At 39.6% G+C, this 26,980-nt stretch carries 22 protein-coding genes; 21 read left to right on the top strand and 1 reads right to left on the bottom strand.

Going from position 1 to position 26,980, the window contains the following annotated elements; all coding sequences use genetic code 11:
• The first annotated feature begins 58 nt into the window (after window positions 1-58).
• The 18 genes from AB0756_RS30720 (at window position 59) to AB0756_RS30635 (ending at window position 18,917) form a co-directional block, all read left to right on the top strand.
• Window positions 59-841, top strand: coding sequence for a peptidylprolyl isomerase (locus tag AB0756_RS30720; protein ID WP_038090406.1), 783 nt, complete (start codon window positions 59-61; stop codon window positions 839-841).
• A 673-nt stretch (window positions 842-1,514) separates the two neighbouring features.
• Window positions 1,515-1,829: a hypothetical protein gene (locus AB0756_RS30715; protein WP_038090405.1), complete on the top strand. Its 315-nt coding sequence runs from the start codon at window positions 1,515-1,517 to the stop codon at window positions 1,827-1,829.
• Between the two features lie 526 nt (window positions 1,830-2,355).
• Entirely contained in the window at window positions 2,356-2,622 is a 267-nt protein-coding gene (locus AB0756_RS30710; protein WP_137986590.1) for a hypothetical protein, read from the top strand.
• A gap of 151 nt (window positions 2,623-2,773) precedes the next feature.
• Window positions 2,774-4,153, top strand: coding sequence for a calcium-binding protein (locus tag AB0756_RS30705; RefSeq protein ID WP_038090402.1), 1,380 nt, complete (start codon window positions 2,774-2,776; stop codon window positions 4,151-4,153).
• Between the two features lie 250 nt (window positions 4,154-4,403).
• Complete coding sequence (locus AB0756_RS30700) at window positions 4,404-8,216, top strand: tetratricopeptide repeat protein (RefSeq protein ID WP_167844764.1); 3,813 nt, start codon at window positions 4,404-4,406, stop codon at window positions 8,214-8,216.
• A 28-nt stretch (window positions 8,217-8,244) separates the two neighbouring features.
• On the top strand, window positions 8,245-10,053 hold the full coding sequence (locus AB0756_RS30695; RefSeq protein ID WP_038090398.1) for a tetratricopeptide repeat protein: 1,809 nt from the start codon (window positions 8,245-8,247) through the stop codon (window positions 10,051-10,053).
• A gap of 145 nt (window positions 10,054-10,198) precedes the next feature.
• Window positions 10,199-11,464: a methyltransferase domain-containing protein gene (locus AB0756_RS30690; RefSeq protein WP_038090498.1), complete on the top strand. Its 1,266-nt coding sequence runs from the start codon at window positions 10,199-10,201 to the stop codon at window positions 11,462-11,464.
• Window positions 11,465-11,516: 52 nt separating this feature from the next.
• On the top strand, window positions 11,517-12,314 hold the full coding sequence (locus AB0756_RS30685; protein ID WP_038090396.1) for a sugar phosphate nucleotidyltransferase: 798 nt from the start codon (window positions 11,517-11,519) through the stop codon (window positions 12,312-12,314).
• 50 nt (window positions 12,315-12,364) lie between these two features.
• A complete protein-coding gene (locus tag AB0756_RS30680) occupies window positions 12,365-12,964 on the top strand; it encodes a PIG-L deacetylase family protein (RefSeq protein ID WP_237265957.1) in 600 nt (199 codons plus the stop codon).
• Window positions 12,965-12,995: 31 nt separating this feature from the next.
• Complete coding sequence (locus tag AB0756_RS30675) at window positions 12,996-14,327, top strand: DUF4910 domain-containing protein (protein ID WP_167844766.1); 1,332 nt, start codon at window positions 12,996-12,998, stop codon at window positions 14,325-14,327.
• Between the two features lie 39 nt (window positions 14,328-14,366).
• Complete coding sequence (locus tag AB0756_RS30670; RefSeq protein ID WP_038090389.1) at window positions 14,367-14,603, top strand: hypothetical protein; 237 nt, start codon at window positions 14,367-14,369, stop codon at window positions 14,601-14,603.
• A gap of 193 nt (window positions 14,604-14,796) precedes the next feature.
• Window positions 14,797-15,162 (top strand): hypothetical protein, encoded by a 366-nt coding sequence (locus tag AB0756_RS30665; RefSeq protein WP_038090386.1) that lies wholly within the window; start codon window positions 14,797-14,799, stop codon window positions 15,160-15,162.
• A 41-nt stretch (window positions 15,163-15,203) separates the two neighbouring features.
• Window positions 15,204-15,479, top strand: a complete 276-nt coding sequence (locus tag AB0756_RS30660) for a hypothetical protein (RefSeq protein ID WP_038090383.1) — start codon at window positions 15,204-15,206, stop codon at window positions 15,477-15,479.
• Between the two features lie 49 nt (window positions 15,480-15,528).
• On the top strand, window positions 15,529-15,999 hold the full coding sequence (locus AB0756_RS30655; RefSeq protein WP_038090488.1) for a hypothetical protein: 471 nt from the start codon (window positions 15,529-15,531) through the stop codon (window positions 15,997-15,999).
• A gap of 26 nt (window positions 16,000-16,025) precedes the next feature.
• The gene (locus AB0756_RS30650) at window positions 16,026-16,448 is read left to right on the top strand and encodes a Nif11-like leader peptide family RiPP precursor (RefSeq protein WP_038090381.1); all 423 of its coding nucleotides are present in this window, start codon (window positions 16,026-16,028) and stop codon (window positions 16,446-16,448) included.
• Window positions 16,449-16,579: 131 nt separating this feature from the next.
• Window positions 16,580-17,845: a nif11-class peptide radical SAM maturase 3 gene (locus tag AB0756_RS30645; protein ID WP_038090379.1), complete on the top strand. Its 1,266-nt coding sequence runs from the start codon at window positions 16,580-16,582 to the stop codon at window positions 17,843-17,845.
• A gap of 6 nt (window positions 17,846-17,851) precedes the next feature.
• On the top strand, window positions 17,852-18,064 hold the full coding sequence (locus AB0756_RS30640) for a hypothetical protein (RefSeq protein WP_237265958.1): 213 nt from the start codon (window positions 17,852-17,854) through the stop codon (window positions 18,062-18,064).
• 496 nt (window positions 18,065-18,560) lie between these two features.
• A complete protein-coding gene (locus AB0756_RS30635; protein WP_038090373.1) occupies window positions 18,561-18,917 on the top strand; it encodes a hypothetical protein in 357 nt (118 codons plus the stop codon).
• 184 nt (window positions 18,918-19,101) lie between these two features.
• Here AB0756_RS30635 and AB0756_RS30630 read toward each other — a convergent pair whose 3' ends face one another.
• Window positions 19,102-19,965, bottom strand: a complete 864-nt coding sequence (locus tag AB0756_RS30630) for a hypothetical protein (RefSeq protein WP_038090371.1) — start codon at window positions 19,963-19,965, stop codon at window positions 19,102-19,104.
• Between the two features lie 1,414 nt (window positions 19,966-21,379).
• Here AB0756_RS30630 and AB0756_RS30625 point away from each other — a divergent pair.
• The 3 genes from AB0756_RS30625 (at window position 21,380) to AB0756_RS30615 (ending at window position 26,887) form a co-directional block, all read left to right on the top strand.
• Window positions 21,380-21,970 carry a helix-turn-helix domain-containing protein gene (locus AB0756_RS30625; RefSeq protein WP_050046781.1) on the top strand — a complete coding sequence of 197 codons (591 nt, stop codon included), beginning with the start codon at window positions 21,380-21,382 and terminating at the stop codon, window positions 21,968-21,970.
• A gap of 400 nt (window positions 21,971-22,370) precedes the next feature.
• Window positions 22,371-25,166 (top strand): peptidase domain-containing ABC transporter, encoded by a 2,796-nt coding sequence (locus AB0756_RS30620; RefSeq protein ID WP_038090359.1) that lies wholly within the window; start codon window positions 22,371-22,373, stop codon window positions 25,164-25,166.
• Window positions 25,167-25,345: 179 nt separating this feature from the next.
• Window positions 25,346-26,887: an HlyD family efflux transporter periplasmic adaptor subunit gene (locus AB0756_RS30615; protein WP_038090357.1), complete on the top strand. Its 1,542-nt coding sequence runs from the start codon at window positions 25,346-25,348 to the stop codon at window positions 26,885-26,887.
• The last annotated feature ends 93 nt before the right edge of the window (window positions 26,888-26,980 follow it).

Here is a 26,980-nt window from a genome sequence, read left to right as displayed (position 1 = left end):
CCATACCTGCATCCAAAATCCAAAGTCAAAAATCTAAAGTCGTTTGAGGAGGTGCGTCTTGTTAGAAAGCCTGATTGTTTCCCCCGAAGACATAATCTATAACATTAAGCTCGGTTTTGAACTTCCGAAAGTTGTAGAAGCGATCGCAACACGAAAAATTGTTGCTGAAACCGCTTCTGAGCTTGGTATCGCTGTGAGTGAAGCAGAAATACAGCAGGAAGGAGACAAACTCCGACTGGAGAAAAAACTTGTAACAGCCAAAGACACTTGGGCGTGGTTAAAGACACATCATCTGACATTAAAGGAATTTGAAGAATTAGTTTGCGCCAAAGTTCTGGAACAGAAGTTAGCGAATCATTTATTTGCAGACCGTGTCGAACAGGTTTTTTACGAGAATAAACTTGATTATGTTGAAGTTGCTACTTATGAAGTGATCTTAGACGATAGAGACTTAGCTTTAGAGCTATTTTATGCTCTCCAAGAAGGCGAAATCAGCTTCCAAGAAATAGCCCGTCAGTACATTCAAGACCATAAACTCCGTTGTGCTGGTGGATACCAAGGTCTTCGTTCGCGTCGCGATTTTCGTCCTGAAATTGCTGCTGCTGTGTTTGATGCCAAACCACCAGAAATCCTGAAACCGATTACAACCTCTAAAGGGATACATTTAATTTGGGTAGAGGCTATAGTTCAACCCCAATTAGATGAAGAGTTACGCCAAAAAATTATCAACGAATTATTTTCAGATTGGTTAAAGCAACAAATAGCGAGTATGAAAATCGCGACTCATTTGGATGTGCATAGCAATTTACAAACTCAAGAAGAATTTCTGAAGCAAGCTTAAAAAAGTGAAAACCCTATTATTTAGCAAATTTAAATAACAAAATATAGCATTCCTATTTGAATTAAAAACATCTCGTGATGGCAGTAACCTCTTAACAGGTACCGGGAAATAGAATTGTTTAAAAATCATTTAGAATCGCTATATATTTGTTAAGACTTCCAATGAAACTTTATGTAAATAAAGCTTTTGTTAGTAAATTTTCGTTTTTAAACTGAATTTGTGATTTTTGCTTTTATACAGTTTTCAGATGAGGATGCATAGAAAAAACTCACCACGCACCTGTTCTTACTCTTCTTAATTCCCCTTGTAAAGGGGAGATTATCCGGGCTAAAAATAATGTGTAGCTTTATCAAGAATTGGTATTAGTATGTTCCAAATCTTTTTAGTTATTTGATTTTGAAGAGACAACAGTTGTTCGGTTTTTATAAAAACTAAATATTTTATTTTTTTAGACAAGAAATATTGTTTTTTGTCTAAAATTTTCATTTTTATTACGCTATTAAAACGATAGATATTTATCTAGATATTTTTCAAATTTACTAAAAATCAACAATGATTCTTTTGAAAAAAGTAGTTGACTTTTTAAATAGATAAGTTATAGTAAAAGTGTGAAAAACAAAAACAAATTTTTCACAAATAATTCCCAAAACAAGTTAATTCCCAGGAGAAAACAATGATTATTTCCGATCTTAACTACTTGGAAGTTGCTACTGAAGCTACTGTAGTTGGTGGTCTTACTTTCAACAAAGCCTTAGTTTCCAACACAACTGCAAACTCTACATTTACCAACACTAGCGTTGTTAATGATATCTTCAATAAGTATGCAAACATCAGCATTAAGTCAAGCGTAACTGGTAACTCAGGTTCTGTTGCATTTGACAACGAAGCTGTTGGCAACAACACCAACACTCAAGCTGCTATTTCTCAATTAGTTGTTGCAGGTCAAGTATCTAGCCAATCTGGCTTGATCGTTGCAGCTGCTAACTAGTATCTAGGGCTAATTAAGTCATAGAAGTAGCCCCAAACGGGCCCGTTTGGGGCTACTTTTAAAGGTGTAGATACTCTCAAAGATTATTCCCCAAGAGTTTAGAAAGTAGCCCTCGTCTCGTTTTGATTGAAGTTTTCAACCTACTAGCGACGGAAGATATGTTTCTGGATCTCGAAATTATTCTTGAATAAAGAAAGAGATAGAAAATTCACTCCATATTTTAAGCCCTTCTTATGCAAGGGTTTTGTTAGGTTTAGAAAACATATTTCAAAATGAGCAAATGAGAACAAGAAGAGTTGACTTTTTGTATCTAGAGACAATTTTCTAGTTACAATGCGTCAGCTTTTTCAACATGATTAAAACTAACTGAGGTTCCGTCTTTAGAATCTGTAGATGATTTTTGAAAAGATTAAATATCTTAGGTTGGGCTATTCCCACTCTATGTTATAGTTCAAAAATCAAACAAAATTCCATAGGAATTTTGCTAGTGAGAAGAGTTTTTCAAATGTTAGGAGGAAGAGAAACCATGATAATTTCCGATCTTGAGTATTTAGAGCAAATACCTGAGATATCTGCCGTATCTCTTATCAATGGTGGTGGGGCTATAGCAATTTCTGGATTTTCAGCACTTGCTTATGGTCAATTTACCAATACAAGTTCTCGAGTTAATAATAGGACAGTGACTGGAGATCGAAATTCTTTTGCAAGCAGTTCTGTTAGTGTTACCTCAGTTGCGTCTGGTAGTAATACTTTTTCGAACTCTTCGGCGTCCTCTTCTGCTTATGTGTCTTAACAGCATTCATCAATGCTGATTGCATATAATGCCAGTTGATATGTGACTGTAAAATTTTTTGTTTTAGGGTGAGGTTGACTTATGAATTTGAAAATGTTGAACTTGAATTTTTGTGAAGAAGCAAACTGTTTAGACTTTAGGAGAAACCAAGATGGCTTTTTTAAGAGGAACAGATAATAACGACAATCTTGTAGGTACCTCTATTGCCGATCAAATTTTAGGTCGCAAAGGAAATGACAACTTAGTAGGATTAGGTGGAGGTGACGTAATTCAAGGAGATGAAGGTGACGACATCATCTCTGGTGACGGTACTGTTAATTTGACTGACCCCAACAACCCCATATTTCCCGAAAGTGCTAGCGACGGCAACGATACTCTTTCTGGAGGTGAAGGCAATGACACCATTGGAGGAGGTGGCGGTAACGATATTCTCAATGGGAACAACGGTGACGACAGGCTCTACGGCGGAAGCGGCAACGATACTATGAATGGAGGTGATGGTGTTGACCTCCTGATTGGCGGTGCAGGAGATGACTTGCTTGACGGCGGAGCAGGAGACGATCAATTAGATGGCGGAGAGAATAATGACACCGTTAGAGGTGGTTTTGGTAATGACATATTAATTGGTAATAACGGAGATGACTTCCTTGATGGTGGTTTTGATAATGACCAACTTGATGGAGGTGAAGGCAACGATCGACTGGATGGCGGCAACGGCAATGACCAGATCTTTGGTGGCTTTGGTAATGATAACCTCTCAGGTGGGATCGATAATGACTTGATTGTTGGCGAGAGTGGCAATGATGACATTAATGGCGGTCTTGGAAACGATCAAATTTATGGAGACAGAGATTTCCTTGGTGGACCCGACGGTAATGATACTATAAATGCTGGAGAGGGAGATGATACCGTTTTTGGGGGTGGTGGTTCCGATAACATCGCAGGAGGTGTGGGAAATGACTACCTTGATGGAGGAGATAATAACTTTAATTTTGCACTGAACGATCTCGATCCTGCCTTTGGTGGTTTTGGCGGTAATGATACAATATCAGGGCAAGATGGCAACGACACGGTTATTGGCGGCTTTGGCAGCGATGTTCTCAATGGTGGCGGTAAAGCTGGTGAATTCGATATTTTAATTGGCGGTCTTTTCCTCGATTTAGATGGCGATGGTCAAGCAGAAAGTCTCTTTTCTGAAGGTGATTTTGGGATACCAACTTCAGATACATTTGTGCTAGGAAATGCCAATGGTAATTTCTATGCGGGTGGTTTTGGCACTCCAATAAGTGGTGTTATATTCGGCATTGACGACCGCGCTGATATATATACATTCGAGAATGGTGTCGATAAAATCCAAGTAAATAACCCAAGCCTGTTGCAGTATGATACATTGGGAACCTCAGATACATACCTTTTGTCACCAATAAATGGCGGTTATGAGGTTATTGGTAGTGTAATAGGATTCCAAGCCTCTTCCTTTAGTCCACTATCTACTGATTTTGCGAGTGGTACCTTCATTGCTCCTGCCTAGTGTTGTGTGTAGAGATGGATGTAACCAGATCTTGTTAAATGGGCAATTCTCAAGGTTCTGCTAGAATGAAGCCCCTTTAATAACTAGTTACTACAACCTTTTTACTACTGTGCATCGCTATATCAGGTGCGTCTGCCTCCACAAATTTACCTGACGCATAATTGTACATAATTATAGTATTAGCAAAACTTTTTTAAAAATCAGCACAACATAAATTTTTAATACTTTAGTTTAATATCCCATTATAACAATGAATACCACAACAGTTTTAGAATCCGAGTTAAACGCTCTCATTCAACTAGCTATAAATAAGTATCAGTCAGGTCAATTGGACGAGGCTGAGTCAATCTACAGATCGATATACGAGCAGTTAATACAAAATAAATTTGAAAATAAAATTTCCAAAGACTCCTTAAAAAAGTTACACCGTGTAATCATCCTAAACTTTGGAGATATTCTTCAGACTCAGGGAAAGTTAACCGAAGCAACTCAAGTCTATCAGCAATACCTCAAGATCGACCAAACCTTTGCTGATGTTTATAATAACTTGGGAAATATTTTTCAAGTACAGGGTCAATTAGAGTCAGCCAAAGAGTGCTACGAGAAAGCCATAGAAATTAAACCTAGCTTGGCTGAAGCATATAACAACTTGGGAATTATTCTTTCAGAACAAGATAAGTTGGAAGACGCTCTCCAAGTTTACCAGCAAGCTATAAAAATTAAGCCAGATTGGGTTGACACGTATTACAATTTGGGAAATCTTTTTCAAGAGCGAGGTCAGCTAGAAGCTGCGATGGATTCTTATCAGAAAGCCTTGAGCATTAAACCTGACTATGCTCCTGCTAGATTTGGCCTTTGTATGAGTCAGCTACCAATCATCTATTCTAGCGTTGATGAACTTCAGTTTAGGCTAACTCAGTATCAACAACATTTACAAGCGTTAGCTGATTACTATCAACTAGCCAACCCCGAAGAGCGAGCAGCAACAGCGAAGGTTATAGGTTACTTACAACCTTTTTATCTGGCTTATCAAGGCTTAAATGACCGACCATTACAGCAATTGTATGGAAAAACAATTTGTCAGATTATGGAAAGCGGTTATCCTCAGTGGACTCAACCAATTCCTATTCCTAAGATAGCAGCTAATGAAAAGATTCGAGTCGGTTTTGTTTCGGGGTTTTTTCGATATCATTCTAATTGGAAAATTCCAATTAAAGGGTGGGTAGAAAACCTTGATAAAAGTGAATTTGAACTGTTTGGATATTACACGGGGACAAAACAGGATCGGGAAACAGTTGAGGCTGCGAAAGCTTTTGACAAATTTACTCAAGGGCCTTTAGTGTTAGAACAATGGGCTGAAGTCATTGCACGAGATCGCCTGCATATTCTAATTTTCCCCGAATTTGGTATGGAGCCGATGACAGTTCGCTTGGGATGTCAGAGATTGGCTCCCATCCAAATGACTTCTTGGGGACATCCAGACACCAGTGGGCTGCCAACAATTGACTACTACTTGAGTAGCGATCTCATGGAACCTCAAGATGCTCAAGACCACTATAGCGAGCAATTAGTTAGATTACCAAATCTATCGATCTACTATACCCCCTTAGATCTTCAACCTTTAGCAGTTAGCAAAAGAGATCTTGGCATCGAAAAAGATGAAATCATGTTCTGGTGCTGTCAAGCATTGTATAAATATTTGCCCCAGCATGATGATGTATTTCCTAGAATCGCTAAAGCCTTGGGAAGGTGCAAGTTTGTATTTATCAGACGCTACGTTAGCGAACAGGTCGCTAACGTTTTTTGCGATCGCTTAAGGCAGGCTTTTGAGAATTTCGACCTGAATTATCAGGACTACTGCACTTTTGTGTCTTCCATGGAAGCCAGAAAATTTGCTGGTACTGCAGCGATCGCAGATATTTTCCTAGATAGCATTGGTTGGTCTGGATGCAACTCAACTTTAGAAGCGATCGCTCACAACGTACCAGTGGTTACCTTCCCAGGGGATTTGATGCGGGGACGGCATACTATGGCCATACTGAAAATGATGGGCATAGAAGAAACGATTGCTGCCACTAAAGAAGAATATGTGAAAATTGCAGTGCTTTTGGGTCAAGATGCTCAATACCGTCAATATATCTCTCAGCAAATTGCGGAGAACAAGCACAAGTTATATAACGACTTAAAACCAGTCAGAGCACTAGAAGATTTTCTTTTTAAGGTGTTGAATAAGCCAAGACGATTTAGCTCTCAAGAAGTCGCTGAAATGTTCCAACTTGCAGTTCAACATCATCAAGCAAATCGCCTAGCTGAAGCAAAGCACCTCTATCATCAAGTTCTGGAAAAACAACCCGAGCATCCCGAGACTTTATACAGTTTAGGTATAATAGCGCAGCAATTGGGACAACTTCAAACAGCCGAGCAGTGGCTAAATAAAGCATCACGAGTACAACCAGATTCTGTTAAGACTTGGTTCAGTTTAGGAAATTTGCATTTCGCTCAACAGCAGTATTCTGAAGCAGCGATCGCTTACAGTCAAGCTTTAGCCTTACGACCAGATTCACTCCCAATTTATAATAACTTGGGCTACGCCCTGCAACAACAAGGACTATTTGACGAAGCCGTTCGTTACTATCAGAAAGCTTTAGAGTTGAAGCCAGACTTCATCGAAGCCGAGGCAAATTTGGGAAATGCATTGTTTGCCCAAGGAAAGCTGTCCTCGGACGAACAAACTTACTACGCACAATTAAATCACAAGTTGGGAGAGATCCGGGAAAGAGCAGGCGATTTGAAGACGGCGGAAGCTTACTATCGTCAGGCTCGAGAACTTGCTCCCGAAGAAGGACAATATTACATCAACCTCGGTAAGATCTACCAACAGCAAAAAGATTTCTCCCAAGCCATAGCTGTTTATCGCGAGGGATTAAAACGCCTCAATCCCCGGTATGCAGAAGCAGTCGCCACCTACCAAAGCCCGGAAACCATTCCCGTAACCCCACCCGTCACTTTAGGAGAAGTCACTGTTGGAGCATATCAATTTCCTGCCATTCCTCCCGTAGCCAACCCCGAGCAACCGCGCCCATTCTGGAGTGTGGTAATTCCCGTTTACAATCGCATTGACTATCTACTCGAATCTTTGGCAAGCGTGTTGATGCAATGGCAAGGGGAAGAGGAGATGGAAATTTTGGTGATGGATAATGGCAGTACACCGCCTCTATTTGAAATGGTCAACAGTCTTGGGAGAGGAGTCATCCGCTACTACAGAAACCCGGAAAATCTTGGTGTTATCACAAATCATAATATAGGCATTGCCTTGAGTCGGGGTCGCTGGATTCACGTGCTTCATGACGATGATTGTGTTCTTCCCGGTTTTTATTCTCGCCTACAACAAAATCTAGAAGCGTGTCCTGATTCTGTGGGAGCAGCTTTTACAGGTTTTGAAAATATCAATGATAAAGGGCAAGCGATTTTCACCCAACAAGTGTATGGAGAGTACAGAGGTATAGTTCATCAAGATTGGTTACAAAAGATTGGAGTCTCCAACCCATTAAATATGCCTGCGGTGGTTATTCGTCGAGATGCTCACGAACGGTTGGGAGGTTTCTCTCCTCAGTTGACATATACTCCTGATTGGGAATTATACAAACGTATTGCTTCTTTTTACGATTGGTGGTACGAACCGGGCATTTTAGCACGTTATCGAGAACATTCTAACAATATCACTACTAACCTTTTACTAACTCAAAATCAGGGAAAAGATATCCGTCATGCAATTGAAATTTCAGACAGCTATTTACCAGTGAGCGATCGCGCAACGATTACCGCCCGCTCTCGCAGCCATTACTGGGATTATTATATGAAGCAAGCCGTCTTTGTACTACAAGCAAACGATGTTGCTGGTGCTTTCCAAATGCTTCATGAGGCTCTCATAATAGATAGCTCTTCTGTCGCTGTCGCAAAGTTATTTACTTGGCTGACTCAAAACGAAACGTCTTTGCTAGGGAATGAGATTGCCTCAAGATTAATCTCACTGCCATTGAATGAGAGCGGAGCAAAAGTTTGAACATCGTTATTACTTAACAAAACTTGATATGACAAGCGTTACCGAAGCTCTTCAACTTGCAATCCAACATCATCAAGCCAACTGTCTCGACCAAGCGGAGCAATGTTACCGTCAAGTACTCGCAGAACAGCCCGATCGGTTAGAAGCATTGCACGGGCTAAGCATTGTAGCACAACAAACAGGGCAGTTTCATTATGCTGAAGAGTTACTGAAAGCTGCTTTGGACTTTCAACCAAACTCAGTCAAAACTTGGTTCGACCTCGGTAATTTGCATCTGTCTCAAAGTCGTTTTGCTGAAGCCGTAGAATCTTATCATCACGCCTTAGCTCTGCAACCCAACTTAGTACCAATTTACAACAATTTGGGTTACGCTTTGCAACAAATGGATCAATGGGAAAAAGCGATCGCCTGTTATCAAAAAGCCTTAGATCTTCAGCCCAAATGTGCCGAAGCTGAGGCCAATTTGGGAAATGCATTGTTTGCCCAAGGAAAGCTGTCCTCGGACGAACAAACCTACTACGCACAATTAAATCACAAGTTGGGAGAGATCCGGGAAAGAGCAGGCGATTTGAAGACGGCGGAAGCTTACTATCGTCAGGCTCGAGAACTTGCTCCCGAAGAAGGACAATATTACATCAACCTCGGTAAGATCTACCAACAGCAAAAAGATTTCTCCCAAGCCATAGCTGTTTATCGCGAGGGATTAAAACGCCTCAATCCCCGGTATGCAGAAGCAGTCGCCACCTACCAAAGCCCGGAAACTATCCCCGTGACCCCACCCGTTACTTTCGGAGAAGTCACTGTCGGAGCGTATCAATTTCCTACCATTCCTCTAGTAGCAAACCCTGAAAAACCGCGACCATTCTGGAGTGTAATAATTCCCGTTTACAATCGCATTGACTATCTCCTCGAAGCTTTGGCGAGCGTGTTGATGCAATGGCAAGGGGAAGAGGAGATGGAAATTTTGGTGATGGATAATGGCAGTACAACACCACTCTTTGAAATGGTGAATTCCATTGGGGGAGGAGTCATCCGCTATTACAGAAACCCAGAAAATTTAGGTGTTATCACAAATCATAATATAGGCATTGCCCTGAGTCGCGGTCGCTGGATTCACGTGCTTCATGACGATGATTGTGTTCTTCCGGGTTTTTATTCTCGCCTACAACAGAGTTTAGAAGCGTGCCCTGATTCAATTGGCGTTGCTTGTACGGGTTTTGAATATATCAACGAGGACGGAAAAACTATTCAGCCTGGAGAAGTCGTTTCTTTATATGGAGAGCATCGAGGCATTATGCACTCTTGGTTGTCCCACATTGGTGTATGTGGCTTAGTCACAATTCCCGCTATGGTTGTGCGTCGGACAACTTACGAACGATTGGGAGGATATTATCCAGAGTTACCTGAAATTGCTGATTGGGAAATTTTTAAGCGCTTTGCTGCTTTTTGTGATTGGTGGTACGAACCCGGTATCCTGGCATGTTACCGCGAGCATACCCAAAGAATGTCACCTGAAAATATGCGTTCTGGAAAGATGGCAAGAGCTATCCGCCGTGCAATTGAGGTTTCTGAAACTTATCTTCCGGCTGAGCATCGGATTGAAATTACTGCCAAAGCTCGCCACCACAATTTCCACTATTGTTTGTCAAGGGCAAGTCTTCCTCTTAAAGCTGGAAATTTGACTGGAGCTTTACACGTACTTCAAGAAACCCTTAAAATAGACTCTTCTCCACAAGCAGTGGCAAACTTATTCGCCTGGTTAACTCAAGATGAATTGGCTCCGCTGCGAGAAGAAATTGTTTCCAGATTGTTCTCATTACCTGTCAATAGTGTTTAAAAATATTTAATAGAGGATTGCTATATATAGCAATCCTATTTGATTTATAAACAATACTTTTCCCTACCCCCTGCCCTCATGAAGTGTTTGTAATTCAAATAGGAGCTATATGACTTTAACTACCTATCATCTCTCATCAAAGTTTATGAACAAAAAAACAATAACAAATAACCAAAAATCTTATGGTGGCTGTCTCTTTTGTAGCTCTGAGTTAAACCATACTTTCGTAGATTTAGGTATGTCTCCTCCTTGCGAAAGTTATCGTAGTTTAGAACAGCTAAACGAAATGGAGCCTTTTTATCCACTCCATGCTTATGTTTGTGAAAAATGCTTTTTAGTACAACTTCAAGAGTATATTCGTCCTGAAAATATCTTTAGTGACTATGCCTATTTTTCCTCTTATTCTCAAACCTGGTTACAACATGCCAAGAACTATGTTGACATGGCAGTAGAGCGTTTTCAATTAAACTATAAGAGTCAGGTAGTAGAAATAGCTAGTAATGATGGATACTTACTACAATACTTTGTTTCTAAAGATATACCTGCACTCGGAATAGAGCCAGCTGCAAATATTGCCGAAGTAGCCATTAAGAAAGGTATTCCCACAGTCGTAAAGTTTTTTGGAGAAGAAACGGCAAGGGAACAATTGGCTAAAGGAAAACAAGCTGATTTACTAATTGGGAACAACGTCCTCGCTCATACTCCCTATCTGAATGATTTTGTCAAAGGATTGAAAATTCTACTCAAAGAACAGGGCGTAATTACCATGGAGTTTCCGCATTTGATGCGATTAAAAGAAGAAAATCAGTTTGACACGATTTATCACGAACACTTTTCTTATTTTTCTTTCATAACTGTAGAAAAGATTTTTGCTTTTCATGGTTTAACTATCTTTGATGTTGAAGAATTATCTACCCATGGCGGTTCTCTAAGGATTTATGCTCGTCACAATGAAGATTTTTCTAAACCTATTACCCAGAAAGTTTTAGAACTAAGACATAGAGAAGAAACATCTGGCGTTACAAATTTAGACTACTATTCTTCTTTTAGCGAACAAGTTAAAGAAACTAAACGTAAATTACTCGATTTTTTGATTAAAGTAAAAAGAGAAGGGAAATCCATTGTGGGTTATGGCGCTCCTGGAAAAGGAAATACTCTTTTAAATTACTGTGGTATCCGCACTGATTTTCTTGACTACACAGTAGATCGTAGCCCTTACAAACAAGGTTTATTTTTACCCGGAACTCACATTCCCATTTTTCACCCAGATAAAATTCAAGAAACTAAACCAGACTATGTATTAATTTTGCCTTGGAATTTAAAGGACGAAATTATGGTACAGATGTCTTACATTCGAGATTGGGGTGGTCAATTTGTAGTTCCCATTCCAGAAGTTCAAATTTTTGCTTAACAACAGATCTTTTTAATAAGAATTTATCTTTTGAAAAACGGAGATATAAAAAATGAAAGTTGTTTTGTTTTGTGGTGGTTTGGGAACGAGAATTAGAGACTATTCAGAAACCATTCCCAAACCGATGGTTAATGTTGGGTATAGACCGATCTTATGGCACGTCATGAAATACTATGCCCACTACGGGCATAAAGATTTTATCTTGTGTCTTGGTTACAAGGCTGACACAATTAAGAGCTATTTCTTGAATTATAATGAATGGATTTCTAATAATTTCACTTTATCAAATGGAGGTGATATTAAATTATTTAATCGTGACATTCAAGACTGGAATATTACTTTTGTAGACACTGGTTTAACTGCTAATATAGGTCAAAGATTTAAGGCAGTTGAAGAATATTTAGAAGGAGAAGATGTTTTCTTAGCTAACTACAGTGATGGCTTGACAGATTTGCATTTACCTACTTACATCGATCATTTTTATAAAATTGATAAAATTGCGAGTTTTTTATGTGTAAGACCAAGCCAAACCTTTCACTTAGTTGACTTAGATGAACAAGGTTTGGTACGGGATATCAAAGATGTTAAGCATCGTGACATCTGGATTAATGGGGGATACTTTATTTTTAAAAAAGAAGTTTTTCAATTTATTAATCAAGGAGAAGAACTAGTGCTCGAACCTTTCCAAAGATTGATAAAGAGAGAACAACTTTTTGCTTACAAGTATACTGGCTTCTTCGGAGTCATGGATACTTTTAAAGAGAAACAACAATTGGATGATATGTATGCTCGTGGTGAAAGACCTTGGGAGGTATGGAGAGATAAACAACTAGAGGTATCTCGTGCATGATAAGCATTAGTTTTGATAAAGCAGATTGCTCGGAGTACAAGATTCTTTGTTTGGGTGCTCATTGTGATGATATTGAAATTGGCTGTGGGGGTACAATCTTAAAGCTGATCGAAAAATATCAAAATATTATCCTTTACTGGGTCGTTTTCAGTTCTAATGAGCAAAGAGAAAAGGAAGCACGTGACAGCGCTAATACTTTTTTAAAAGAAGTACAGACTAAAAAAGTACTCGTAAAAAATTTTCGAGACGGATTTCTTCCTTTTCATGGCTTAGATGTGAAAGAGTGCTTTGAGCAGTTAAAGAAAGAGTTTTCACCAGATATAATTTTTACTCACTACCGCGACGATCGCCATCAAGATCATCGCTTAATTTCCGAGCTAACTTGGAATACCTTTAGAAATCACTTAATTTTAGAATATGAAATTCCAAAATATGATGGCGATTTAGGTATTCCCAATTTCTTTGTTCATTTAGATGAAGCATTGTGTTGCCGTAAAATTCAGTATATTCAAGATGCATTTATCTCACAAAAGAATAAACAATGGTTTACGGAAGAAACTTTTCGTTCAATTTTAAGGATTCGAGGGATTGAGTCTAATTCTCCGAGTCAATACGCAGAAGGATTTTACTGTAGAAAAATCTTTTTTTAAAAAAGGTTTTACATCATTAGGAAATTGACCTATGCCTGAAGCTGAGCTATCAAAAACGATAACATTTTCCTATGACGAATCTGATGATAACAGCATGGGAAATGAACTTTATCAATTCATCTGTAAGCTTTATCCAATTTGTCGCAGCATTACAGGAAATGGTACTCGCAAAACTCTGCAACTCCTTCAAGAAGATATTCCTTTAAAAATCCATGAAATTCCAACAGGGACTCAGGTTTTTGATTGGACTGTTCCTAAAGAATGGAATATCAAAGATGCTTATATTAAAAATTCCAAAGGCGAAAAAATTTTAGAATTTGCTAACTCAAACCTGCATATTCTTAATTACAGTATTCCAATTCACAAGAAAGTAAATCTTCAAGAATTAACAGATCATTTGTTTACAATTCCAGAACACCCTACTTGGATTCCATATCGGACTTCATACTATAAGGAAACCTGGGGATTTTGCTTAACTCACCAACAATACTTGGAACTTCAAGATGACGAATATGAGGTTTTTATTGATTCTTCCCTTGAACCCGGTTATCTGACTTATGGTGAATACTTTATTCCTGGAGAAAGCTCAGATGAAGTGTTAATCTCTTGCCATATCTGTCATCCTTCACTTTGTAACGATAATTTATCTGGAATAGCGATCGCAGTTTCTTTAGCAAAACACATTAACCAAGTTACGCCATACTATTCTTACAGATTTCTTTTCATTCCGGGAACTATTGGTTCAATTACCTGGCTAGCTTTAAATGAGATAAATGTATCCAAAATCAAACACGGTTTAGTTTTGACATGTTTGGGTGATGCAGGAAAATTTACTTACAAAAAAAGCCGCCGAGGCGATACTGAAATCGATAAAATTGTAACTTATATTCTTAATAACACAACAAAAGATTCTAAAGTTATAGATTTCTTTCCTTATGGGTATGATGAGCGACAATACTGCTCTCCAGGATTTAATTTAGCTGTTGGTTGCTTAATGAGATCGCCACACGGCAGTTTTCCTGAATATCACACATCAGCAGATAATTTGGATTTTATACAACCCCAATACCTTGCTGATTCATTATCTAAATGTATATCAATATTATCTATCCTCGACAATAATAAGATTTATCTCAATCAAAATCCTAAATGCGAACCACAAATGGGTAAAAGAGGTTTATACAAAGCAGTCGGAGGTTATAAAAATGATGAGCTAAATCAAATGGCACTTTTATGGGTTTTGAATTTGTCTGATGGACATCATACACTATTGGATATTGCTCAAAAATCCGGAATAACATTTGATGAAATCAAGTATGCTGCTGATGCATTGCTGAAACACGATTTGTTAAAAATTCTTTGAGCTTTTGAACACAACTTGAGTACAATAGGTGGTAAAATCATGGAACGCAAACAAGTTATATTTAAACGGATAGTTTCACCAGATGGTAAAACTATTGTTGACCTAAGAAGTATTGCCAAGACATCTGGCGATGGTCAAAATGAAATTCATCAAAATTGGTCAGTCGAGGATAATCAAATTCAGGCTAGTCAAAATATTTCCGTTAATATTTCATCTAGCGGTCACTCTGCAAAATCTTCACAGGCTGCTTCTATTTCTATCAACAAGCATCAATAACAAAAACATGGATACTCTGTATCATTCACATGGTTTTTGAATCTTAATAAGTTCAAACTGAAAACAAGACACCAAGCCTTAATAGCTATCTTTCTCACCGACAAGCCAGTTAATAAAAACTCAAGAGTTCAGACACAAATTGAACTCTTGAGTATATTTCAATCAACTTTGTTTTACACCTTACATTTTCACTATGATTATTTCTGATTTAAGTCATCTGGAAACCACTTTTGAAGACGCTGCAATTATAGGTGGTAGTAATGGAATCTTATTCGTTGTTGGAGAAACAGCTTATGATAAGTTAAAAATCCTTAGCGCAACTGGCACAATCTCTATTAAAGAGTTACTTAAAAATGGTGTTATAGCTAAAGGTAAAGGTTTTGTTATAGCACTAGGCTCCGATCTAATTGATGCTACAGCTACAGTGAGTGTTTCTGGAGATGCTGAAGGTACAAAAACTGTAATCAAGGCTGAGGGTTATTCTGCTGATAACAGTACTAGTGCGATCTCCATCAGTCAGATTACTGTAAAACCCATTACTCTCGCTTCTCCAAGCTAAAAACACAATTTCGGCTTAATTGAATCACCCAGGATAGACACATGGAAGACAACAAAATATCTAACCATCAAATGGAAATTAATGACCTAATCGATCTTGCCATTACTAATGCGGCGATCCGAAGAGGATTAGTAGAGGGAGAGGATTGTTTAGCTTTATCTGATGACGAAGCTACAAAAGTTACTGGTGGCGCGACAATTAGTACAGATGTAAAATCTATAAACACTAAGACTCCACCAACAGTAGCAGGGTTTAAACCAATTTGTCCGCCGCTTATAGTGGGACTGATTGCACAGGATTACAATAAACTTGCTTAATTTTTTGCCTTCAAGTGTTAAAGATGCTCTTTCAATGGAGGCTAAATTAATGGAAGACATTACTCCCAAGCAAACAACTCTTTGTCCTAGTGCTAGACCCGAATCCGTAAATGGTGTTGTCTTTGGCATAGTTGCTGGAACAGCGATCGCACCTCGTATAGCCTATCTCAAAAAGCCCCTGCCCGTTACAGATGAACTGATGGCAAAGGCTACTGGATCGGTTACACCCGCAGAGATTTTCCGAACTGCAGCATCCTGCGCGGAATCAGGCTGTCAGCATTTTGATGGCAAAGACTGTCGTCTATCAATGCGGATTGTCGAAAAATTGCCTGCGGTAGTAGAAGAACTACCACCCTGTTCTATCCGCCGAAATTGTCGATGGTGGCAGCAAGAAGGCAAAGCAGCTTGTATGCGATGTCCGCAAATTGTGACAGATAACTATTCTTCATCCGAACAATTACGTCAAGCAGCAAATCCTGCTACAGATCCTTCCATTAATTTTCAATCTTCATTGGAGTAAAACCTCATTCCCAGGAAAGAATCATCATGTCCCTAGAAATTTTTGAAAAAGTCAAAGACTTTCTTGTCAAACTAGTTAAAGACGAAGCCTTCCGAACTCAACTCATGAGCGGGAAAGCGGAAGAAGTTAAAAAAGCTCTAGAAAATGGTGGCTATAACTTTTCTCAACAAGAATTTGAAACAGCCGCTATTCAAATATTAGAGTTGAAAGAATTAGGTGAGTTTCACGAACTTAGCGAAGAGGAATTAGTAGGAGCTTTTGGTGGTATTACAAGCATCAATGATAGAGTTATTCAACCATTATACGGCGTTATATATTGGCCTCCGAAAGGATGTCTAAAACCATGTATAAAACCAAAGCCAATTGACCCGCAACCGATGTACGGCATAGTTATCGATCCACCCGTACAAGCGCTATACGGAGTCGTTGCTCCATCAGAACTACAATAGCCCTAAGCTGACTTATTAGGGTTGTCATTTGTCATTGGTCAGTGGTCATTAGTTACTGGTCACTGGTGACTTATCTTTAAATTACAAACGACAAATGACAAATGACAAACGATAAATAACAAATAATTATTATGGCATATCATCGCAAAAGTTATGCAGTCTGGGAAATTACTTTAAAGTGCAATTTAGCTTGTAGCCATTGTGGTTCCCGTGCTGGAAATACTCGCTCTAAAGAACTTTCAACAGAAGAAGCTTTAGATCTTGTCAAACAAATGGCAGAAGTTGGGATTAAAGAAGTTACTCTCATCGGTGGTGAGGCATTTTTGCGTCCAGATTGGTTGGAAATTGCCAAAGCTATTAACGAGGCAGGTATGTTATGTGGTATGACTACTGGCGGTTATGGGATTTCATTAGAAACTGCACGTAAAATGAAGGCAGCGGGAATTCGCACTGTTTCCGTTTCCATTGACGGCTTAGAAGAAACTCACGATCGCCTGCGAGGAAGGAAAGGTTCTTGGAAATATGCTTTTCAAACCATGCGCCATTTACGAGAAGTTGGTATTTCCTTCGGTTGCAACACCCAAATAAACCGCTTGTCAGCGCCTGAGTTTCCTTGTATCTATGAATGCATTCGTGATGCTGGTGCTCGTGCATGGCAAATTCAACTCACCGTCCCCATGGGTAATGCAGCCGATAATGCGGACATACTCCTTCAACCCCATGAACTACTGGATATCTACCCCATGCTAGCTCGTGTCGCCCGTCGCGCCTACCAGGAAGGAGTTCAACTCCAAGCCGGAAATAATATTGGTTACTATGGTCCTTACGAACGGCTGTTACGGGGACGGGGAAACGAGCATGAATTCTCATTTTGGCAAGGTTGTGGTGCAGGGCTTTCCACTCTGGGAATTGAAGCCGACGGAGCAATCAAAGGTTGTCCCTCATTACCTACTACCGCCTACACAGGTGGTAATATTCGAGAGCATTCTTTGCATGACATTATTGAAAATTCAGCACAACTGCGTTTAAATCTGGGAGCAGGAACGCCTGAAGGCACAAAACATCTATGGGGTTTCTGTAAAACCTGCGAATATGCAGAACTTTGCCGTGGAGGTTGCAGTTGGACGGCTCATGTTTTCTTCGATCGCAGAGGTAATAATCCTTACTGTCATCATCGCGCTCTTGTTTATCAAGAACGAGGTTTGAGAGAGCGTGTTATTCCTAAAGTGAAAGCACAAGGACTACCCTTTGATAATGGTGAATTTGAGCTAATTGTGGAGCCTATAAGTACTCCTCTACCAGAAAACGATCCATTAAACTTTTGTGCTGATAATATTCAGTGGTCTGAAAGTTGGCAGAACAAACCCGAAATTTCTTACTCATTGATGGAGCAATAGCTCGTGATGGAAAATATAGAAATTCTCAAAATTCAAGAAAAAAACACCGACGTTGATTCATCTTTTGATGAATTAGAAAAAACTCCTCTGCTTCCTCGTTCAGCTTGGAACAGGCAATTAAGCCATTTAAAAGAAGTTTTTAAAGCCAAGCAAGCTTTAGATAAAATAGAACAGATTTATAAAGATTCTAAAAATCTTAAAGAGTCGAAGTATTCGTGATGAAAACTTTACCATCAATATGAAATCTTTCCTTCCCAAATGCATGGGTTTTATTCTCTATTTCCCCAGGGAAGATGGGATTAGAGGATGAGGTCAATAAAGTTTTAGCACATTTAAAGTGCTCACTTTGACTTTGCCATAATGAGGATGCTTGAAAAGTCATGATTGATGGATTAAATATTTTTTACACCACCCTAACCCAGAGCTTGCAAAAGGGAGGGAACTAAGTTTTTCTTATTTCCCCCCTTTCCTAGAGGGGACTAAGGGGGGTAATAATGTATAAAAATGGTAACTAAACACTTTTCAAATATCCTCGTTATAGCGAAATAAATTTACTAATTTTTTTAATTTAAACAATTCTAAATTTTATTGAAATTAAAGTTATTATGAATTACTATTTTAAGTAATTTCTTATAAAAGAAATACAAAATAATTATAATAAATATGTAATAATAAAAATGCCAAGATCGAGAATTTAGGAAAAGTATTTCTAGCTATGATTATCTCTGATTTAAGTCATTTAGATATTCTTTCTGAAGATGATGCAATTTTAGGAAGTGCTGGAGCTACAGTTAGCACGAATGCTACAGCTTCTGGTGACTATACCCAAACTAAGGCTGTAACTAAATCCTTTGCTCTACCGTTGGGTAATAATGGTTCTCTGGCTATCGGTATTGGTTATGCTCAAGCATCTGCAGTGGATTCACAAGATGCTAGTGCTGTGACTTCTGTTTCCGGATCTGCTAACGGAGATATCAATTTTGTTATTGGGAAAAATTATTCCACCGATAATGGTCCTAGGGCTAGAGCGGGAGGTGTTGTTCTTGCAGTAGGAATCGATATTCCTGGATAAATGCGCTTAACTAAAATCAGACTTGAGACGGGTGCATCTCGCAAATTTTCAGAGTCGCTATTTGAATGTATTGTCAATGCGATTGCTGAAGTTTTTGGACTCATAAACAAACTTTGCGATCGCACTGACTTTCATTAAAATGCTGAGGCACGAAGCCTCATCTCTTGAGTGCGGGGTGCTGACGTTAAACCTCTGCAGACACTTTTGACTCTGAAGAGGATTCTAAAGATTTTCCTTTGCGTTTACCCTTTAATACTAAGCTAACAACTGCACTTGGCGCAAGTAAAGCAAGGATACTTGAAGGTTCAGGTGCTTGCACTTTAGCCTGATTTCTCCTAATTTCCACTAGTGCTAAAACTGTGTCTTGAGTTATCTCTCGGTTTAAAGAACCTTTAACAGACGCCGTAATAAATTCATTGTTGCCTCCAAAGCTATAGTTATATTCACTTTCTGGCTCAAGGAAGGTAATATTTTCACTTTTATCCAGTGCAAGGAAATCGTCGTCTCCAAGAGTATTTAAATTTCCCACAAGGCTAAAGAAATCTAAAACACGCTCTCGCTCTGTGTCAACTAAGGCTAAAAATATATCTCCAGCTGCTCTTGCATTTTCTCCAGGAGGATTGTCTATTGATGTTTCTAGATCTAAATTAGCTGTAAAATCAAAACGAAAGGGTGTATTTGCCTCTACATTGAAGAAGCCGCGAACTATAGTTTCACTTTTTGCCAATCCCAAGTAATTTCTCGTTTCACCTAAGGCTGTACTTAAAGATGAAGTAGATGCGAAGGATGGTTCCGTCAGAAACCCTGCTTGCGCGTCAGCAAAAGCATTTACCAAACCTTGCTTTGAAACAGCCAGTGTGTCAGTGTCAGCTACACTATCAGTCAAAAAGGGTTTTTGACTGAAGTTGATATAGAGTGATTCGCCTTGAGACGTTGCAAAGGTAGCAGCATAACTAGGTGATACGGCTAATACAGAACCTGCGATCGCAGGAGTCGCAAACAGCAAAAAGTGCTTTGCTCTTTGTAAGTGTGGGTTTATAGTTCTCATCTGTATGTAATTTTGAATGGATGCAAAACTTGGCAATCTCAACCTGTAAGCCAGGAAAATACCTAGCTCACTCCGAACCTATTGCCAAACAATTTTTCTTCAAACAAAGAATGCTTGTATCAGTCTTTATGGCTAAAAGACTGTGGTAAATACTATGTACCCCTGGGAGGTCAATTTTTACTTACGTAACTATACTACTGTTCTCAAACTATGTCTCGTGTAAACTTTCCATAATATATTGTCAAATTTACACAAAAGTTTTTTTATCAAATTTTTATAAACTCATCAATTTAATACAAATTTCTGAAATATTGAGGTTGTAGCGTCGAATCTACCCCCCTTAGTCCCCTAGGGCTGTTTCATTTTCCAAAGAAAAAACCTCAAACTCTTATTTGTCCGTTCTTTACCTGGGATAGTTCACAAACTGGAAACGATGCTTTGAGGTTTTCAAGTTTTATCTACGAAGAATGAAACAGCCCTACCCTTGGAAAGGGGGAAAATTAGGATTCTCAGTTCCTTATACAAGGAGAAAATCGTCTTTTCACGTTATCTCAATAGGAATCAGCCATCCTTAATTTTCTTTACCTGTACAGAATCTCCAACAGAGGCGTTCCCTACAGTGTATACACAAGTCTATAATACCTAGCCGATATACCGAGGTTTTAGCGTTATTTTACGCAATCCTAAACCTCCCTTTTTTAACTACGGCGTACACAAAAGTCTCCTAAAATGCCTTCTGACAGTTTCGATCCCCCCCTAGCCCCCCTTAAAAAGGGGGGAAATTTCTTCAAGTCCTCCGATAAATTGGGGGGTTTTGGGGGCTCTCTAAAGATGCGTACACCACCGTAGCCCTTTTTTAAGAAGAGAAAATTTTTATACAACCACATTTTTTTTATATAATTTTTATTTTAAACTTAATATAAAGAGAATTTAAAGATTTGATGAAGATTGTTTTTTTAAAGGCAGAAACCCTTGACTAAGTACTAAGAAGTTTTACTATTAGTGAACAGTAGTTTGATACACAGACTCAAGAAATGTTGCTTCGTCATTGAAATTATCTTTCAGGGATTTCAAATTTCATCAGAGTTTGCGTATTCAAACCAATTCTTTAAGGTTGCAAACAAGAGCCACAATTTTGGTACTTAAGGGTAGGCTTTGGAACCATAAAGACTTGGTACACTACGTTTTCACATAGCTAATAATTTGCTGTAGTTATTCTTATATACAGCAATCCTATTTGATTTATAAAAAACAAGTTGAATGGCATTGCCTACTAAAAAATACGATGTGGGCATTGCATACCATACAGTACCTAAAATTGTTGATAAATAATTTAGGATTGCTATATTGATGTTTTTAGGAATATTCCCAAGTGAAATTATTCCCAACAATGGAAGAAAACCATTAGTAAAACATGAAGAATGTAGACAAGAAGATTGCAATAGATGGTCAGGTGTGCTATAAATTTTTAACACCTTTTCAGCGCAAAATTCTAATTAAGAATTTACAAACAAATTTACAGCCAGAATACCGTCGAAGGCTGGAAATTATGTTAATGGCAGACCAGGGGAAATCGCAAACTCAAATCTGCGAGATATTAGGTTGTTCAAAAGAAATGGCGCGTTACTGGAGCACTGTGGCAAAAGCGGGGCTAGCACATAAATGGCAAGAACAACCGAAAGGCAGACCCAAGACAGTTAATGACCAATACATTGAAAGATTAAAAGAATTGGTGAGATATAGCCCTCGCGAGTATGGATATGGATTTGATACGTGGACTGCTCAATGGTTAAGCAAACATCTAGCTCAAGAATTGGGCATTGAAATTAGCGATCGCCATATCAATCGCTTGCTGAAAAAAATGGGACTTTCCAAAAAACAAAAAAGCTCTTCTAACAAAGCAGTCAGAAACCAGCCTAAGGATGCAGCGATCGCGATCGATGACTTGCAATCCAACGTTGAGCCAAGTTTCCATTGGTCATTCAATTTAATTCAGCATAACTAGTACACGAAGGCAGAAGTCCGCTCGTCAGAGGAGCCACTACAGTGGACGGGTTCCACAGGCTTCAGCAAGTGGTGAGTCCAGTCCTACAGGCGGTGAGACCAGTGCTGCAGGCGGGTTTCCCGCCGTAAGCGACTGGCGTATAGCCCTGCGGGCATAGCTTCGCATCGTGGAGCGTGTGCTTGCACATAGCGTCTGTGCTCCTGAGATACGCGTAAGAGCGTGGCAGAAGGTGCCAAAGTTTTGATTGACAGCTTTTTGCTTGTTACTAATGGTTGCTTTATTTACGCCAACCTGTACTAGTCAGTGGTTAGTAGATAGTCGTAAGTCGTTAGTAGTTAACAAATAACAACTAACCGCTGACCACTCACAATTAACCATTAACAATTAACCATTAACCAATATGTTATCAGAGTTTTCTTTACAACAACTCGGTCAACAACTTATCAGTATCTTAGGTGAGAAACTTCCAGAACAAGAACTTGCTTCATACCAGACAATGGTAGAGATCGTAGAACCACCAGCAGCAAAGCAGTTTTGGCACTCAACAAATACTCATACTGGAATTTATATAGTCCTTACTGGAAAAGTAAGACTGCTAGATAGTTCTGGTAATTTAATTTCCACCCTCGAAGTCGGAGCATCATTTGGTGAAGTGACTCTTTTTCCAAACGAGAATTTCAGCCCCTATGCTGCTAGAGCTTCATATAACTTGAAGCTTTGCTATCTAAACAAACAAATCTTGCAAATTTTAATAAGTAAATATCCCAATATCCAAGCTCACTTGTTGGCTCGCGCAGAAAGTTGGGAGCGACTTCTAAATTCTTACCAACAAGAGGCGGACACATCATATCAAGATGTATCCATGACTTCTGGCTTAAAGATTGACGAGCGAAAAAGCCATGACTACACTTCTGTTCCAATAACAGAGCGAAGGAAAGTCATTCCATTTCCCTCGCAGACCATAGCACAACCAAAACAAAAAAGATCGCGTGTTTACTTTCCCAATCCCAAAGTCAGAGTAGGGCAAATATGGGGACGACTGACGCGGCGCTATCCGTTCTTTGAACAACAAAGCCTTGCAGACTGTGGTGTAGCCTGCTTGGTGATGATTGCTCGCTATTGGGGAAAGCGCCTGAGTGTCAATCGATTGCGAGAATTAGCCAATGTTAACCGTAGTGGAGCCTCTTTGCGTGCATTAGCAGCAGCAGCAGAAAGCATTGGTTTTTCTACCCGTCCTGTAAAAGCTAGTTTCGATAAATTAGCAGAACAACCCCTACCCGCGATCGTGCATTGGGAAGGCAAACATTACATTGTCGTGTATGAAATTACTTCCAAATATGTGATTGTTGGCGATCCTGCTGTTGCTCAACGGAAGCTGAGCCATGCAGAGTTCAAAAGGGGTTGGACGGGTTATGCATTGTTATTGCAACCTACAGCACGACTCAAAGAAAGCCAAGAAGCGAGTACGCCGTTTTGGCAGTTATTCGAGTTAGTCAAACCACATACGACTGTTCTAGTAGAAGTCTTCTTGGCTTCTGTGTTTATTCAGGTTTTTGGGCTGGTCACACCTTTATTTACACAGTTGTTATTAGACCGAGTGATTATCCAAGGTAGCACCATTACCTTAACTGCTATTGGTCTGGGCTTGGTGATTTTTGGTTTGTTCCGCGTTGCGATGAACGGACTACGACAATATTTGCTGGATCACACGGCAAATCGAGTAGGAGTCTCTTTGTTGGTGGGGTTTATCAAACATACCTTCCGCTTACCCTTAGCCTTTTTTGAGTCTCGTTACGTTGGTGATATTATTTCTCGCGTTCAGGAGAATCAAAAAATTCAGCGCTTTCTTACGGGAGAAGCACTGTCCATAATTCTTGATTTGCTTACAGTAGTTGTTTATATAGGATTGATGTTTTGGTATAGCTGGCAAATGGCATTGCTAGTGCTATTGGTTATACCACCCTTTTTCCTATTAGCTCTGATAACCACGCCTTTACTCCGCCGTATCAACCGTGAGGTGTTTAATGCTTTAAGCGAAGAGAACAGTTATTTGATTCAATCTCTGACGGGAATTCGTTCTATCCGGTCAATGGCAATTGAGCAAACAGTTCGCTGGCGTTGGGAAGAACTCCTAAATCAGTTGATCAAAAAAATGTTTGGCGCTCAAGTCGTTGCAAACCAACTACAAATTTTCAGTTCTACCATCGAATCTTTGGCAACGACAGGATTACTGTGGTTTGGAGCATGGTTAGTGATTCAAAACCAACTATCCATCGGGCAACTTGTTGCTTTCAATATGCTGTTGGGTAATGTCATTCATCCTTTTCAGCGTCTAACAGTTCTGTGGAATCAATTGCAAGAAATTGTTGTAGCCACCGAGCGGATTAATGATGTTCTCGATGCAGAACCAGAAGAAGATTTACTTTTATCACCCCGCCAGTCCTTACCAAGACTTTGCGGTCACATTCGCTTCGAGAATGTCACATTTCGCTACCATCCAGAAAGCGACACAAACATACTGGAAAACATTAACTTTGAAATCCAGCCCAATCAAACTGTAGCGGTTGTGGGGCGTAGCGGTTCTGGTAAAACTACGCTTTCTAAATTAATCTTGGGATTATATCCTCCCACTACAGGTAAAGTCTCGATAGATGGTCACGATGTAGCTAATATTTCTCTCAAATCGCTGCGTTCTCAAATGGGTGTTGTTGACCAAGAGACTTTCTTATTTGGCGGTACGATTCGAGAAAACATCAGCATTGCTCACCCAGAAGCCACTCTAGAAGAAATTGTTGAGGCGGCGCGTTTAGCAGGCGCAGATGAATTTATTCGACAACTACCACTTGGCTACGAAACTCAAATTGGTGAAGGTGGCGGAATGCTTTCTGGCGGTCAACGTCAGCGTTTAGCGATCGCTCGTGCATTGTTAGGTAATCCCCAGTTCCTAATTTTTGATGAAGCCACCAGTCACCTAGATGCAGAATCAGAACGTATCATTCAGAACAACTTGAAGACTATTCTCAAAGGACGTACTAGCTTGATTATTGCTCATCGCCTCTCTACCATACGCGATGCTGACTTGATTTTGGTGTTAGACCAGGGGATTTTGATCGAAAGCGGTACTCATGATGAATTAGTCGCGAAAAAAGGACATTATTACTACCTCAATCAAAAACAACTCACTCAAGCAGGTTGAGTCATTTGTCACTGGTCACCGATCGGTTTTGTTGGGTTTCGTTCCTCAAACGCCACATCGCTCAACGGGGGGAACCCTCCGCAGTTGCTTCAACGGGGGGAACCCCCGCAACGCACTGCTCTCCACACGCGAGTGGCTCCCCAACCTACGGTCACTTCCTCATTCTCTATCCCCTTCATATGGCTAATCTATCTAATAATTCATCATCAACATTCTCTCCCTCTGAGGAGCGACAAATAACTGACACAGCCCTAAATTCAGTTAAGGAAGCTCGTCCTGTAAAAGAGCATTCTAGCGATTGGTTTTACGGTACTGAGGAACTCTTAGATGCTTTACCAAAACGTTGGACGCGCTCTTTGCTGTATATGCTTGTGGTTTTTAGTGCGATCGCTTTACCTTGGGCGATGTTTTCAAAAGTCGATGAGACGGGAAGTGCTAGAGGACGTATCGAACCACTCGGCGCAGCACAAAGATTGGATACTCAAGTCAGTGGAAGTGTCACTGCGGTTAAAGTTAAAGAAGGAGAATTGGTAAAAGCGGGACAAGTTTTAGTAGAACTGGAGTCAGATGTCTTAAAAACTGATTTGCAGCAGACACGTGCAAAGCTCGAAGGACAAAAAAATCGGTTGGCGCAACAAAATTTACTCAAAAATCAACTCTTACTGGCTATTAGTGTCCAACAACAACAAAACCAATCTCAAGAATTAGAAAAGATTGCTCAACTTAATCAAGCAAAGCAAAACCTGGATGCAAAACAAAGCACTTATAACTTACTAAAATTGGAGAAACTTGCTTTGGTTGACCAAGCAAAGCAAAACCTAATTTCTACCCAGACTGTCCATAACTTAGCCACAATTCGCTGGAATCGCGATTTAAAAGAAGTCCAACGCTATCAAAAGCTGTTACAAAAGGGCGCAATTGCCGAAATCAAAATCGTGGAACTGGAAAAAGCCGCAGAAGAAAGCCAAAGGTTGCACGAGCAAACTCAATCGGATATTAAACAAGCTCGGTTGCGTCTGGCTGAGGAGCAAAACCGCTATCAGACGATTATGCGTCAAGCACAAGCAGACATTGAACAAGCAAAACTGAGACTTGTCGAACAACAAAGTAGTTATAAAAGTGTGCTTCATACTGGCAAATTGGCTTTGTTGAAAAATCAGGAACAACTCAAAGATTTGCAAACACAAATAACTAGCTTGCGTTCTGAGATTGCTCAAACAAACAGCCAGATAACATCCTTAAAGCTTCAGTTAGAGCAGCGAATTGTTAAATCTCCTGTAGATGGAGTCATTTTTGAATTACCTATTGAGAAGCCAGGAGCCGTAGTGCAACCAGGTCAGATGATAGCCCAAATAGCCCCAAAAGAATCTCCTTTTGTACTTAGAGCCTCTATACCCAGCCAAAATACTGGTTTCTTGAAAGTGGGTAATAAAGTGAAAATCAAGTTTGACGCGTATCCTTTTCAAGATTATGGAGTCGTCTCCGGACGTGTCAGTAGAATTTCACCAGACTCCAAACTTCAGGATACAAATCAAGGCAAAATGGAAACTTTTGAATTGGATATTACTCTAGATTCGTTTGATATCCAAACTGGCAATAAACGCATTCCTTTAACCCCCGGTCAGACAGCAACAGCAGAAGTCATTACTCGACAACGTCGAGTTATTGATTTCATCTTAGATCCATTTAAGAAGCTACAAAAAGGCGGGTTAGAACTTTAGCGATTGGTGAGTTGTTAATTGTTAGTGGTTAGTGGGTATTTGAACATAAAAACTGGCAACCAACCACTAACAGCGTTAATTTTTTGGAGGAAT

It is taken from the genome of Tolypothrix campylonemoides VB511288_2, assembly GCF_045999855.1.
In the GTDB taxonomy this organism is placed as follows: domain Bacteria; phylum Cyanobacteriota; class Cyanobacteriia; order Cyanobacteriales; family Nostocaceae; genus Scytonema; species Scytonema bouteillei_A.
This window is presented reverse-complemented; position numbering and strand designations above follow the sequence as displayed.

Excerpts from the sequence above, each read along its gene's own strand:
- AB0756_RS30645 (WP_038090379.1), top strand. The coding sequence starts at position 16,580 with ATGGCATATCATCGCAAAAGTTATGCAGTCTGGGAAATTACTTTAAAG.
- AB0756_RS30700 (WP_167844764.1), top strand. The coding sequence starts at position 4,404 with ATGAATACCACAACAGTTTTAGAATCCGAGTTAAACGCTCTCATTCAA.
- AB0756_RS30665 (WP_038090386.1), top strand. The coding sequence starts at position 14,797 with ATGATTATTTCTGATTTAAGTCATCTGGAAACCACTTTTGAAGACGCT.
- AB0756_RS30705 (WP_038090402.1), top strand. The coding sequence starts at position 2,774 with ATGGCTTTTTTAAGAGGAACAGATAATAACGACAATCTTGTAGGTACC.
- AB0756_RS30620 (WP_038090359.1), top strand. The coding sequence starts at position 22,371 with ATGTTATCAGAGTTTTCTTTACAACAACTCGGTCAACAACTTATCAGT.
- AB0756_RS30685 (WP_038090396.1), top strand. The coding sequence starts at position 11,517 with ATGAAAGTTGTTTTGTTTTGTGGTGGTTTGGGAACGAGAATTAGAGAC.
- AB0756_RS30635 (WP_038090373.1), top strand. The coding sequence starts at position 18,561 with ATGATTATCTCTGATTTAAGTCATTTAGATATTCTTTCTGAAGATGAT.
- AB0756_RS30710 (WP_137986590.1), top strand. The coding sequence starts at position 2,356 with ATGATAATTTCCGATCTTGAGTATTTAGAGCAAATACCTGAGATATCT.
- AB0756_RS30690 (WP_038090498.1), top strand. The coding sequence starts at position 10,199 with ATGAACAAAAAAACAATAACAAATAACCAAAAATCTTATGGTGGCTGT.
- AB0756_RS30715 (WP_038090405.1), top strand. The coding sequence starts at position 1,515 with ATGATTATTTCCGATCTTAACTACTTGGAAGTTGCTACTGAAGCTACT.
- AB0756_RS30695 (WP_038090398.1), top strand. The coding sequence starts at position 8,245 with ATGACAAGCGTTACCGAAGCTCTTCAACTTGCAATCCAACATCATCAA.
- AB0756_RS30675 (WP_167844766.1), top strand. The coding sequence starts at position 12,996 with ATGCCTGAAGCTGAGCTATCAAAAACGATAACATTTTCCTATGACGAA.
- AB0756_RS30655 (WP_038090488.1), top strand. The coding sequence starts at position 15,529 with ATGGAAGACATTACTCCCAAGCAAACAACTCTTTGTCCTAGTGCTAGA.
- AB0756_RS30640 (WP_237265958.1), top strand. The coding sequence starts at position 17,852 with ATGGAAAATATAGAAATTCTCAAAATTCAAGAAAAAAACACCGACGTT.
- AB0756_RS30625 (WP_050046781.1), top strand. The coding sequence starts at position 21,380 with ATGAAGAATGTAGACAAGAAGATTGCAATAGATGGTCAGGTGTGCTAT.
- AB0756_RS30630 (WP_038090371.1), bottom strand. The coding sequence starts at position 19,965 with ATGAGAACTATAAACCCACACTTACAAAGAGCAAAGCACTTTTTGCTG.
- AB0756_RS30615 (WP_038090357.1), top strand. The coding sequence starts at position 25,346 with ATGGCTAATCTATCTAATAATTCATCATCAACATTCTCTCCCTCTGAG.
- AB0756_RS30660 (WP_038090383.1), top strand. The coding sequence starts at position 15,204 with ATGGAAGACAACAAAATATCTAACCATCAAATGGAAATTAATGACCTA.
- AB0756_RS30670 (WP_038090389.1), top strand. The coding sequence starts at position 14,367 with ATGGAACGCAAACAAGTTATATTTAAACGGATAGTTTCACCAGATGGT.
- AB0756_RS30650 (WP_038090381.1), top strand. The coding sequence starts at position 16,026 with ATGTCCCTAGAAATTTTTGAAAAAGTCAAAGACTTTCTTGTCAAACTA.